This window comes from Streptomyces sp. NPDC002640 (assembly GCF_053592575.1).
The window spans coordinates 41,830-54,082 of sequence record NZ_JBSFVZ010000031.1 but is presented as its reverse complement, the minus strand read 5'-3'; the positions used below and the strand labels follow the sequence as shown (position 1 = coordinate 54,082).

Genomic DNA, 12,253 nt, shown 5'->3' with positions numbered 1-12,253 from the left:
GTTTTTCCCCCGAACCTCCGGTCAAATGTTCTCACTTGACACACGCGTATCACCGCGCGCGACTCCTGCCTGCCCAAATCGCAGGTCTCAGTACTCCGTACTCAGGACGTCTCTCTACGCGCGTCGCGGGACGCGGGGGAGGAATTCAAGTGGCATCCAGATGGGCGCTTCGAGTGGCCGCGACGACCGTTGCCCTGGCAACGGCCTCCGCGGGCCTCTCGGCGATCGCCGTGGCCGTGCCCGACGAGGGCGTCGCCACCACGGTGAAGGCCGACTCGCACCACAAGGGCGAGCACAGGGAGCACAACTTCGACGGTCCGCTGACCAAGAGTCAGGAGGCCAAGAAGGAGGAGGCCCTCAACAAGGTCCTGGCCGGCGAGGCCACTGTCGAGAAGAAGGGCGACTCCAAGGTCGTCAAGCTCGACAGCAAGAAGGGCAAGAGCAAGTACGTCGAGCTGGGCCGGGAGAAGACCGACAAGATCTTCACCGTCCTGGTCGAGTTCGGCGACCAGATCCACCCCACGTACGGCGGCACCCCGGGTCCGCTGCACAACAAGATCGCCGAGCCGGACCGGTCGAAGGACAACTCGACCGACTGGAAGGCCGATTACAACCAGAAGCACTTCGAGGACCTGTACTTCGGCGAGGGCGAGTCCCTCAAGACGTACTACGAGAAGCAGTCGTCCGGTCGTTACTCGGTCGACGGCGAGGTCACCGACTGGGTCAAGGTGCCGTACAACGAGGCCCGTTACGGCTCGAACCTGTGCGACCCCTGCGCCTGGAACGCGGTGCAGGACGGTCTGAACGCCTGGTTCGCGTCCGAGTCCGCGAAGGGCGCGAGCACCGCCGAGCTCAAGGCCCGGCTGGCCGAGTACGACCAGTGGGACCGCTACGACCACGACGGTGACGGCGACTTCAACGAGGCCGACGGCTACATCGACCACTTCCAGGTCGTGCACGCCGGCGAGGACGAGTCCGCCGGTGGCGGCGCGCAGGGCGAGGACGCCATCTGGGCGCACCGCTGGTACGCGTTCGGCACCGACGCCGGCCGCACCGGCCCGGAGTCCAACAAGCTCGGCGGCACCCAGATCGGTGACACCGGCATCTGGGTCGGCGACTACACCATCCAGCCGGAGAACGGCGGCCTCGGTGTCTTCGCGCACGAGTACGGGCACGACCTCGGTCTGCCGGACCACTACGACACCAACGGCGGCGAGAACTCCACCGGGTTCTGGACGCTGATGTCGTCCGGTTCCTGGCTCGGCACCGGTGACGGCCAGATCGGCAACCTCCCCGGCGACATGAACGCCTGGGACAAGCTGCAGCTGGGCTGGCTGGACTACAAGCTGGTCGACTCGAAGTCCGTCTCGAAGACCAAGCTGGGCGTCCAGGCGTACAACACCAAGGACGACCAGGCGCTGATCGTCGAGCTTCCCGAGAAGGAAGTCACCACCGAGGTCTTCCCGCCCGCCCAGGGCGAGAAGCAGTGGTGGAGCGGCAAGGGCGACGACCTGCGCAACACGCTCACCCGCACGGTGGACCTGACCGGCCGGACGTCGGCGTCCCTCACCTTCGAGGGCCAGTACGACATCGAGCAGGACTACGACTACGCCTACGTCGAGGTCTCGACGGACGGCGGAGCCAACTTCAAGCCGATCGACGGCACCATGGAGGGCCAGCCGGTCCCGCGTGACGGCAGCGGCGCCCCGGCGCTGCACGGTGTGGTCACCACGACGTCGTCGTTCGTGTACTCGCTCGACGCGTACGCCGGCAAGAGCGTCCAGCTCCGGTTCCGCTACGCCACCGACGGTGGCCTGACCCGCCCGGGTCTGGCCGTCGACAGCATCGCGATCACCGCGGACGGGACGTCGCTCTTCGCCGACGACGCCGAGACCGAGGCGGCCGGCTGGACCGCCGACGGGTTCTCCCGGGTGGGTGGCAGCTTCACCGACTCGTACCCGCAGTACTACATCGTCGAGAACCGTCAGCACGTCTCGTACGACAAGACCCTCAAGGTCGGCCCGTACAACTTCGGCTTCTCGAACACCCGTCCCGACTGGGTCGAGCACTACGCGTACCAGACCGGCATGCTGATCTGGAAGTGGGACACCTCCCAGGGCGACAACAACCTCAGCCAGCACGCGGGCACGGGCCTGATCCTTCCGGTCGACGCCCACCCCGAGCCGCTGCGCTGGACGGACGGCACCCTCATGCGGAACCGGATCCAGGCCTACGACTCTCCGTTCAGCCTGAAGCCGACCACCGGCATGACCCTGCACAAGGCCGGCGTCCCGGTCCGGGTTCCGTCGCTGCGCGGCGTGCCCGTCTTCGACGACTCGAAGAACGACTACTACGACGAGGCCAACCCGCAGGCCGGTGTCAAGATCACCGACACCAACACCCGGATCGAGCTCGTGAAGCAGTCCAAGGACGGCTCCACGATCACGGTCAAGGTGGGCCCGGCGGCGAAGTAGCCGACCGAGTTGCCTCGGTCACAGCTGCGTAGTCGCAGGTAGGAGTATGTTCGGCGGCGTTCCCCTGGCGGGGGCGCCGCCGGACGTGTTGAGATGCCTCCCATCGAAAGTTTCGTCCGTCGACGGGAGGCATCGTCATGTCCTCAGGATTCGTCCGGCTGCCGAGCGGCAGCGTGGTGGTCGCCCTGACGCTGCCGCGCCCCGACGTGAGGGGCGTACGGGTCCGGGTGCTGGTGCACGCCGGGAACCGGGCGCGGGCGCTCACCCGGCTGCGGAACCTGGGGCTGCGGGCGGTCTACCTGCGCGGGAACGCCGCGCCGCCCACCCCGGACGAGGTCACCGCGGTGCTGCACCACCCCGACGGCCTGATATGGCGCGAGGCCCCCGCCGCCCCGGACGCCGCCTACCACCCCTGGCACCCGATCCGCACCCTCCTGGGCCGCCCGCCGGCCTGGGCCTGAGCGGCGCGGCCTGCCTCAGCGGCGCGGCCGGGGCCCGAGGGCGCGGCGGGCCCGAGCAGCGAGGACCCGAGCGGCGCGGCCGGGTCGCGGGGGAGCGGGAGCGGGAGGCGGGCGGTGGGCTCAGCGCCCGGCGACCACCGGGTCGCCCGTGAGGTCGACGCCCGCGTCACGCAGCTCGGCCAGCGCCCGGTCCGTGGTCTCCCGGGCGACCCCCGCCGTGAGCGGCAGCAGGACCTTGGCCCGCAGCCCCGCCTTCACCGCGTCCAGCGCCGTCGCCCGCACGCAGTGGTCCGTGGCGATGCCCACCACGTCGACCTCCTCGATCTCCCGCGAGCGCAGCCACTCCGCGAGGCCCACCCCGTTCTCGTCCGCCCCTTCGAACCCGCTGTAGGCGGCCGCGTACGCGCCCTTGTCGAAGACGGCGTCCACCGCCCCCGAGGTGACGGCGGGCGCGAAGTTCGGGTGGAAGCCGACGCCCTCGGTCCCGGCCACGCAGTGCGCCGGCCAGGAGTCCACGAAGTCCGGGTCGTCCGCGAAGTGACCGCCCGGCGCGATGTGGTGGTCACGCGTGGCCACCACGTGCTGGTACGCCCCGGCCTGCGCGGCCTGCCCGATCAGCTCGGTGATCGCCGCTGCGACGTCCGCGCCCCCCTGCACCGCCAGGCTGCCCCCCTCGCAGAAGTCGTTCTGCACGTCCACCACGATCAACGCTCGACGCATGACCCCGCACCTACCCTTCGATCCTCATCCTCGGAACAGTGAAAAGACGATGAACGCCCGCCGACGACGGCATTGACCGACGACGGCTGCATACCCCGCGTCCGTGCCCGCCGCACCCCGTCAGGCGAGGTACTCGGTCGCGATGACCGGCTCCCCGCGGGAGAGCTGGGTGGCGGACATCGGCAGCGAGCCCCGCGCCGCGGCGTGGCGGTCACGCGCCGCCTCCAGCGGCTCACGGCCCACGACCTCGCCCCCGCGGACCAGCTCCACCAGCAGCTGGTGGCCGGCGAGCTCCGCCGGAACCTCGCCCGTACCGATCACCTCCGCCTCCGCGACGCCGTACGCGTCGAACCGGCGTGCGGCCCACTTCCGTCCGCCCACGGTCTGCTTGCCGCCGGTCGACCGCTTGGCCACCGGCTCCATCGGGGCCCCGGGGTCGTCGGAGGTGGCGCGGGCGACCAGCTTGTAGACCATCGAGGCGGTCGGGTGCCCGGAACCGGTCACCAGCTGGGTGCCCACGCCGTAGGCGTCCACCGGCGCGGCGGCCAGCGAGGCGATGGCGTACTCGTCGAGGTCCGAGGTCACCACGATCCGGGTCTTCTCCGCGCCCAGCTCGTCGAGCTGCTGGCGCACCCGGTGCGCGACCAGGAGCAGGTCGCCGGAGTCGATGCGCACCGCGCCCAGCTCCGGCCCGGCCACCTCCACGGCCAGGGCGACTGCCTCGGCGACGTCGTAGGTGTCCACCAGGAGCGTGGTGCCGCGGCCCAGCGAGTCGACCTGGGCGGTGAAGGCGTCGCGCTCGGTGTCGTGGACCAGGGTGAAGGCGTGCGCGCTGGTGCCGATGGTGGGGATGCCGTAGCGGAAACCGGCGGCCAGGTCCGAGGTGGAGGAGAAGCCGCCGACGTAGGCGGCCCGCGAGGCGGCCACCGCGGCCAGCTCGTGGGTGCGGCGGGCGCCCATCTCCATCAGCGGGCGGTCACCGGCCGCCGCGGCCATCCGGGAGGCCGCGGCCGCGATCGCGGAGTCGTGGTTCAGGATGGACAGGATCACCGTCTCCAGCATCACGCACTCGGCGAAGGTGCCCTCCACCCGCAGCACCGGGGAGCCCGGGAAGTAGACCTCGCCCTCCGGGTAGCCCCAGATGTCGCCGGAGAACCGATACTGCGACAGCCACTCCAGCGTCGGCCCGTCGACGACGCCGCGTTCCCGGAGGAAGGCGAGCTGGCTCTCGTCGAACCGGAAGTTCCTCACCGCGTCCAGCACGCGGCCGGTGCCGCAGACCACGCCGTACCGGCGGCCCGCCGGCAGACGCCGGGTGAAGACCTCGAAGACCGAACGCCGCCCGGCCGTTCCGCCCTGGAGGGCGGCCTGCAGCATGGTCAACTCGTAGTGGTCGGTGAAAAGTGCCGTCGACGGCACGTCCACCGGCAGCCCAAGCTCCGCTGTGTTCATGACCCCGATGCTACCCCCATTTCGTCAATTTGACGATTACTGTCCGGGCCGGGCCCCACGCCGACCCCGGGACCCGGTCCGTGCGGGTACCCACCGGTGGTGGCAGCATGGTTGTTGTGACGTCACCCGCTCCCGCGCCCATGGAAACCGAACGCACCGAGCCGGCCGAGGATGCCTACGCCGTGCCGGAGCCGGACGTCCCCTGGGTCACGATCGTGCACAACGACCCGGTCAACCTCATGAGCTACGTGACCTACGTCTTCCAGACGTACTTCGGGTACTCGAAGGACAAGGCCACCAAGCTGATGATGGACGTCCACCACAAAGGCCGGGCGGTGGTCTCCAGCGGCTCCCGCGAGGAGATGGAGCGCGACGTGCAGGCCATGCACGGCTACGGTCTGTGGGCCACCCTCCAGCAGGACCGGAAGTAGTCCGGACCGACCGCCCGCCGAGCCGAAAAGATCTGCCACCCATGCCCGGAACCTTCGAACCGCTTCCCGGCGGCGGCGCGGCCGTCGCGCTCGACGACGTCGAGATCTCGATCATCCGGTCGCTGGCCGCCCAGCTCCTGGAGCTGATCGGCCCCGGCCCCGCCGAGGACGCCTCCGCCGACCCGCTCGCCGAGCTCTTCGCCGACGGCCCCAGCGAGCCGCCCTCCGACCCGGTGCTGCGGAGGCTCTTCCCGGACGCCTACACCGACCCGTCGGTGTTCCCCGACACCGCCGAGCAGGCCGAGGAGGCGCGCGCCCACTCCTCGGAGTTCCGCCGCTACACCGAGAACGACCTGCGGGCCGGCAAGCGCGAGGACGCCCTGGCGGTGATCCGTGGCCTCGACGAGCTGACCGTCGAGGCCGGCGGCGGCGCGGGCGGGGGGGTCCTCAAGCTCACCCCCGAGCGGGCCGTCCGGTGGCTGAAGGCGCTCAATGACATCCGCCTGGCCATCGCCGCCCGGCTGGACATCACCGACGAGGAGGACGGCGAGATCCTCTACCGCCTCCCCGACACCGACGAGCGCAAGCCGCTGGTGATGGCCTACCTCTGGATCGGAGGGCTCCAGGAGAGCCTCGTCGAGACCCTCACCGGCTGACCGGCGCCCGCGCCGCGTCCGGTCTCCGGACGGGTCTGTCCGCATAACGATCACATCACACGCCCCCACCTTTCACCCGGTGGGGGCGTTTTGCGGTACCGCCGCGTGACCTGAGTCACACATTCCGGTCGGCTTCTGTGTTACAAACTGCCAACTCCTGGCCATGGCATCACCCCTCGCCGGCCCGGAGACCTGGCCGTACCCGCCAGGAGCGCACCACCTTTGCATCATCGCGAACGGGCAATCGACGCTCACGCACGCTCCCCAGCACGTCCGCCGGTTCCCGACCCCGGGTCCGCGGCGGCTCCGCGCCAACCGAGGTACCCAGATGTCATTCGAGTCCTTCACGTCCACCATCGAGGACGGCGTCAACAGCGTCGTCTCCCCGCTGGCCACCTGGCTGGGCGAAGTCGTCTTCTACTCCGTGCCGGTGGCCGGGGCGGAGCTTCCGCTGATCGTCGCCTGGCTGGTCGTCGCGGGGCTGGTCTTCACCGGCTGGTTCGGCCTGATCCAGATCAGGAAGTTCAAGCTGGCGCTGCGCGTGGTGCGCGGCAAGTACGACGACGCGGACGCCGAGGGCGAGGTCAGCCACTTCGGGGCCCTGACCGCCGCCGTCTCGGCCACCGTGGGTCTCGGCAACATCGCCGGTGTCGCGGTCGCCGTCACCATCGGCGGCGCGGGCGCCGCCTTCTGGATGATGGTCTGCGGCCTGCTCGGTATGGCCACCAAGTTCGTCGAGGTCACCCTCGGTGTGAAGTACCGGGTGATCCACGAGGACGGCACCGTCTCCGGCGGTCCGATGCAGTACCTGCCGCGCGGCCTCGCCGACCGGTTCGGCGCGGGCTCCCTCGGGGCCAAGCTGGGCAAGGTCCTCGGCGTGCTGGCCGCGATCATGGTCCTCTTCTTCGGCTTCTTCGGCGGCAACCTGCTCCAGGTCAACCAGGCGCACAGCCAGATCGCCAACGTCACCGGCGGCGAGGACGGCTTCATGGCCTCCCCGGGCGGCGCCCTGATCTTCGGCGTGGTCATCGCCGCGCTGATCGCGCTGGTGCTGCTGGGCGGCGTGAAGTCCCTGGCCAACGTCACCACCAAGCTGGTCCCCGCCATGGCGATCATCTATATCCTCGGCTGCCTCGCGGTCCTGGCCGTCAACGCCGGCGCGGTGCCGGGCGCGATCGTCGAGATCTTCTCCTCCGCGTTCAGCGCCGAGGGCGTCGTCGGTGGTGTGATCGGCGCGCTGATCGCCGGCTTCAAGCGGGCCGCGTTCTCCAACGAGGCCGGTCTGGGCACCGCCCCGATCGCCCACTCCGCGGTCAAGACCAAGCACCCCGCCAGCGAGGGCCTGGTCGCCCTGCTGGAGCCGTTCGTCGACACCGTGATCATCTGTGCCATGACCGCCCTGACCATCGTGGTCGCCAACCCGGCCTCCTGGGCCGCGGCGCAGGCCGGCGAGGGCGAGGGCGGCGTGGTGATCACCTCGGACGCGTTCGCGACCGTCATGCCGTGGTTCCCCTACGTGCTGACCGTGGCCGTCGTCCTGTTCGCGCTCTCCACCGCGCTGACCTACGGCTACTACGGCGAGAAGGCGTGGGTGCACCTCTTCGGCCACTCCAGGGCCAGCCGCACGGTCTTCCGGGTCATCTACGCGGTCCTCGCGGCCGCGGGCTCGCTGCTGACCCTGCAGGCCCTGTTCGACCTGGCCGACGCGGTGCTGTTCATGCTGGCCGTCTTCAACATCATCGGTCTCTACCTGATGGTGCCGACGGTGAAGAAGGAGCTGACCCGGTTCCTGGAGTACGCCCGCCGCCGCGACGCCGGCGAGCCGGACCCGCACGTGGCCGCCGACGGCCCGGAACTCACCAAGACGGTCTGACCTCCGCGTCACCCCCTTCGGCCCCGGCTCCCGCCGACCCGCACCGCGGTCGGCGGGAGCCGGGGCCGAGGCGTTCCCGGAAGCGTCGTCGGCGCACGTCAACGTGCTCTTGTTCGTTAAACGGACGGTCAAATCTGATGACCGGACGCGGCGCCACAACAGTCGAATGTGGAGCAAATCGGGCATGTCGCGTCGATTTCTGTGCGGTTCGCCACAGCTTGTTCGGCCCGGCCTCTTTACCTTGGGTACGACTTCTTCCCCCGGCGGGCGCCACCCCAGCCCGCCGGGGGGCGCCGCCACACCGGCCGACCGCCGGTAGGCAGAACACCTCCCCCCATCCGCCCCCACGGGGCGCGGTACCACCCGGCCCCGGCATCGCGTCGACGACGACGCGCGGCGGGCCGGTGCTTTGGAGAAAGGCGCACCACCATGACCTCATCGCAGGTCGCGAGCAACCACGACGGCAGTGAGGCCGTGCGCGGCGACGCCCCCGAGGAGGGGTACGAGCGAGGGCTCGGCAGCCGTCAGGTCCAGATGATCGCCATCGGCGGCGCCATCGGCGTCGGCCTGTTCCTGGGAGCCGGGGCGAACATCGCCAAGGCCGGCCCCTCCCTGATCCTGATGTACGCCCTCGCCGGCGTGATCATCTTCTTCATCATGCGGGCGCTCGGCGAGCTCCTGCTCTACCGCCCCGTCTCGGGCTCCTTCGCGGAGTACTCCCGCGAGTTCGTCGGCCCGTTCGCCGGTTACTTCACCGGCTGGACCTACTGGCTGATGTGGGTGGTCACCGGCATGGCCGAGCTCACGGCCGCCGCCATCTACATCCACTACTGGTTCCCGGAGATCCCGCAGTGGGTCTCCGCACTGGTCTTCCTGGTCGTCCTCTTCGGCGCCAACCTGATCTCCGTCAAGCTCTTCGGCGAGATCGAGTTCTGGTTCTCCATGGTCAAGGTCACCGCCATCATCGGCATGATCGTGATCGGCCTCGGCGTGCTGACCTTCGGCTTCAGCGCCGCCGGTGACACCGCCCACGTGTCCAACCTCTGGGCCTTCGACGGCTTCTTCCCCAACGGCATCGGCTCGTCGCTGATGACCCTCCAGGGCGTCATGTTCGCCTACCTGGCGGTCGAGCTGGTCGGCGTCACCGCCGGCGAGTCGGAGAACCCCGAGAAGACCCTGCCCAAGGCGATCAACACCCTGCCCTGGCGCATCGCCCTCTTCTACGTCGGCGCCCTGACCGTCATCCTGTGCGTGGTCAAGTGGACCGAGTTCGCGCCCGACGTGAGCCCGTTCGTCGCCGCCTTCGCCAAGATCGGCATCCCGGCCGGCGCGGCCATCGTCAACTTCGTGGTGCTCACCGCCGCCCTGTCCTCCTGCAACTCCGGCATGTACTCCACCGGCCGCATGCTGCGCACCCTGGCGGACAACGGCGAGGCCCCCAAGGTCTTCACCAGGCTGTCCTCCACCAAGACGCCGGCCGTCGGCATCGGCGTCTCGGTGCTGCTGATGGGCATCGGCGTGGTCCTGAACTACGTCGTCCCGGAGAAGGCCTTCGGCTACGTCACCTCCGTCGCCACCGCGGCCGGCATCTGGACCTGGCTGATGATCTGCATCAGCCACGTGCTCTACCGCCGCGCCGTCGTCGCCGGCCGTGTCCCCGCCTCGTCCTTCCCGGCCCCGGGCGGCTCGGTCTGCAGCTGGATCGCCATCGCCTTCCTGCTGATGGTGACCGTGATGATCGCGCTGGACTCCAACGCCCGGATCTGCCTCTACGTGATGGCCGGCTGGGCCGTCGCGCTCGGCATCGGCTGGCTGGTCCTGAAGACCCGCTCGCCCGAGGTCACTCAGCGCCGCGACGTCACGCCGGACAAGGTCGGCTGACCCGACCCCGTCCGGACCGACCCGTCCGTCCCGCATCCCGGCCCCGCCGTCTCGCCAAGCGAGAGGGCGGGGCCGTCGGCGTACCGGTACGACATATCCTGCCGCCATGCTGACCATCACCCAGGCCCTCGTGGACCAGATCGTCGAGCACGCCCGCCGGGACCACCCCGACGAGGCGTGCGGCGTCGTCGCCGGGCCGGTGGGTTCCGGCCGGCCCGAGCGCTTCATCCCCATGCTGAACGCGGCCCGCTCGCCCACCTTCTACGAGTTCGACAGCCAGGACCTGCTGAAGCTCTACCGGGAGATGGACGACCGCGACGAGGAACCGGTCGTGATCTACCACTCCCACACGGCCACCGAGGCCTACCCGTCGCGCACCGACATCTCCTACGCCAACGAACCCGGCGCCCACTACGTCCTGGTCTCCACGGCCGACGCCGACGGCCTCGGGGACTTCCAGTTCCGGTCGTTCCGCATCGTCGAGGGCGAGGTCACCGAGGAGCCCGTCCAGGTCGTCGACGCCTACCCGGCCGCCTGACCTGCGGAACCGTGCGGAAGTGTCCCGGCATGCGGGCCGTGTCCGCATGCCGGGCGGGCCATCCACAGGCCGAGACGCCCTGTCCGTACGGACCCCGGGAATCGATACGATGACCGCATGGTTTCCCACGACGTGAGCGAGAAGACGCCGGGCACTCTGCTCGTGGCGCGGCTGCACGTCGACCTGTGCCGCCTGAACAGCGCCCTCTGTCCGCGCTGACCGCGCGTGGCCGTCCACGGGCGGCCGGGCGGCCCGGCCTGCCCGGGCCGCCGCTCCGCCCCGCGCCACCGGCCGGAGCCCACCGCACCGCCACCCCGCCGCACCACCACCGACAGGAGCCCTGACATGGCCATCGAGGTCCGCATCCCCACCATCCTCCGCCAGTACACCGACGGGCAGAAGGCCGTCGAGGGCGCCGGTGACACCCTCGGCGCCCTCATCACGGACCTCGAGTCCCGCCACCCGGGCATCCAGGCGCGCATCGTGGACGGCGACCAGCTCCGCCGCTTCGTGAACGTCTACCTCAACGACGAGGACGTCCGCTTCCTGGACGGCATCGACACCAAGCTCTCCGACGGCGACAACGTCACCATCCTCCCGGCCGTGGCCGGCGGAATGGTCTGAGCGGCCGGGTCGAAGGCGACATGCGCTACGACTCCCCGATCGCCGCGGTCGGCAACACCCCCCTGGTGCGCCTGCCGCGGCTGTCCCCGTCCGAGAACGTCCGGATCTGGGCGAAGCTGGAGGACCGCAACCCGACCGGCTCGATCAAGGACCGCCCCGCGCTCCACATGATCGAGCAGGCCGAGAAGGACGGCCGTCTCACCCCCGGCTGCACCATCCTGGAGCCCACCTCCGGCAACACCGGCATCTCGCTCGCCATGGCGGCCAAGCTCAAGGGCTACCGCATGGTGTGCGTCATGCCGGAGAACACCTCGCAGGAGCGCCGTGACCTGCTGGGCATGTGGGGCGCCGAGATCATCCCCAGCCCCGCCGCGGGCGGCTCCAACACCGCCGTGCGGATGGCCAAGGAACTCGCCGGGCAGCACCCGGACTGGGTGATGCTCTACCAGTACGGCAACGCCGACAACGCGGGCGCCCACTACGCCACCACCGGCCCGGAGATCCTCACCGACCTCCCCTCCATCACCCACTTCGTCGCGGGCCTCGGCACCACCGGCACCCTGATGGGCGTCGGCCGGTACCTGCGCGAGCAGAAGCCCGACGTCCGGATCGTCGCCGCCGAGCCGCGCTACGACGACCTGGTCTACGGCCTGCGCAACCTCGACGAGGGCTTCGTCCCCGAGCTGTACGACGCCTCCGTGCTGACCACCCGCTTCTCGGTGGGCTCCGAGGACGCCGTGGTGCGCACCCGGGAGCTGCTCCAGTTCGAGGGCATCTTCGCGGGCATTTCCACCGGCGCCGCCCTGCACGCCGCCATCGGCGTCGGCAGGAAGGCGGTCAAGGCCGGCGAGGACGCGGACATCGTCTTCGTGGTCGCGGACGGCGGCTGGAAGTACCTGTCCACCGGCGTCTACACCGCCGCCACCACCGAGGAGGCGGTCGCGACGCTGCAGGGCCAGCTCTGGGCCTGACCCGGCGGGCCACCACCGCACACGCACCGTCCACGGCGGCCGGCGCACCCCTCGCGGGGGCGCCGGCCGCTGTCGTGCGCTCCCCATGCGCCCCTTGCGCCCCACGACCAGCCGAACCGGTGACAAGGCAGGTGAGTTCCCCCACAACGGCGCCTCGGCGAGGAGCCTTGGG

The 12,253-nt window shown here is 70.3% G+C and carries 12 protein-coding genes; 10 read left to right on the top strand and 2 right to left on the bottom strand.

The window, feature by feature from the left end:
- Positions 1–149 precede the first annotated feature (149 nt).
- Together ACWD3O_RS30565 and ACWD3O_RS30560 are read left to right on the top strand one after the other, a co-directional pair.
- Complete coding sequence (locus ACWD3O_RS30565; RefSeq protein ID WP_451411229.1) at positions 150–2,474, top strand: immune inhibitor A domain-containing protein; 2,325 nt, start codon at positions 150–152, stop codon at positions 2,472–2,474.
- 137 nt (positions 2,475–2,611) lie between these two features.
- The gene (locus ACWD3O_RS30560) at positions 2,612–2,935 is read left to right on the top strand and encodes a hypothetical protein (RefSeq protein ID WP_451411228.1); all 324 of its coding nucleotides are present in this window, start codon (positions 2,612–2,614) and stop codon (positions 2,933–2,935) included.
- 120 nt (positions 2,936–3,055) lie between these two features.
- On the opposite strand, the gene ACWD3O_RS30555 is transcribed toward ACWD3O_RS30560, so the two are convergent.
- Positions 3,056–3,655, bottom strand: coding sequence for an isochorismatase family protein (locus ACWD3O_RS30555; RefSeq protein WP_451418132.1), 600 nt, complete (start codon positions 3,653–3,655; stop codon positions 3,056–3,058).
- A gap of 120 nt (positions 3,656–3,775) precedes the next feature.
- Positions 3,776–5,107 carry a nicotinate phosphoribosyltransferase gene (locus tag ACWD3O_RS30550; protein WP_451411226.1) on the bottom strand — a complete coding sequence of 444 codons (1,332 nt, stop codon included), beginning with the start codon at positions 5,105–5,107 and terminating at the stop codon, positions 3,776–3,778.
- A gap of 107 nt (positions 5,108–5,214) precedes the next feature.
- Between ACWD3O_RS30550 and clpS the strand changes: the two genes are divergently transcribed.
- The 8 genes from clpS to ACWD3O_RS30510 all read left to right on the top strand — a co-directional run bounded on the left by clpS (position 5,215) and on the right by ACWD3O_RS30510 (position 12,081).
- Positions 5,215–5,538, top strand: a complete 324-nt coding sequence (gene clpS / locus ACWD3O_RS30545; RefSeq protein WP_451411225.1) for an ATP-dependent Clp protease adapter ClpS — start codon at positions 5,215–5,217, stop codon at positions 5,536–5,538.
- A 41-nt stretch (positions 5,539–5,579) separates the two neighbouring features.
- Positions 5,580–6,194, top strand: coding sequence for a DUF2017 domain-containing protein (locus ACWD3O_RS30540; RefSeq protein ID WP_451418131.1), 615 nt, complete (start codon positions 5,580–5,582; stop codon positions 6,192–6,194).
- A gap of 328 nt (positions 6,195–6,522) precedes the next feature.
- Positions 6,523–8,067, top strand: coding sequence for an alanine/glycine:cation symporter family protein (locus ACWD3O_RS30535; protein WP_451418130.1), 1,545 nt, complete (start codon positions 6,523–6,525; stop codon positions 8,065–8,067).
- 429 nt (positions 8,068–8,496) lie between these two features.
- A complete protein-coding gene (locus ACWD3O_RS30530) occupies positions 8,497–9,948 on the top strand; it encodes an amino acid permease (protein ID WP_451418129.1) in 1,452 nt (483 codons plus the stop codon).
- Positions 9,949–10,054: 106 nt separating this feature from the next.
- Positions 10,055–10,486, top strand: a complete 432-nt coding sequence (locus tag ACWD3O_RS30525; RefSeq protein WP_451411221.1) for a Mov34/MPN/PAD-1 family protein — start codon at positions 10,055–10,057, stop codon at positions 10,484–10,486.
- A 117-nt stretch (positions 10,487–10,603) separates the two neighbouring features.
- Entirely contained in the window at positions 10,604–10,705 is a 102-nt protein-coding gene (locus ACWD3O_RS30520) for a putative leader peptide (RefSeq protein WP_356134259.1), read from the top strand.
- 126 nt (positions 10,706–10,831) lie between these two features.
- Positions 10,832–11,110 (top strand): MoaD/ThiS family protein, encoded by a 279-nt coding sequence (locus ACWD3O_RS30515; RefSeq protein WP_356134261.1) that lies wholly within the window; start codon positions 10,832–10,834, stop codon positions 11,108–11,110.
- Positions 11,111–11,130: 20 nt separating this feature from the next.
- Positions 11,131–12,081, top strand: coding sequence for a PLP-dependent cysteine synthase family protein (locus ACWD3O_RS30510; protein ID WP_451411220.1), 951 nt, complete (start codon positions 11,131–11,133; stop codon positions 12,079–12,081).
- The last annotated feature ends 172 nt before the right edge of the window (positions 12,082–12,253 follow it).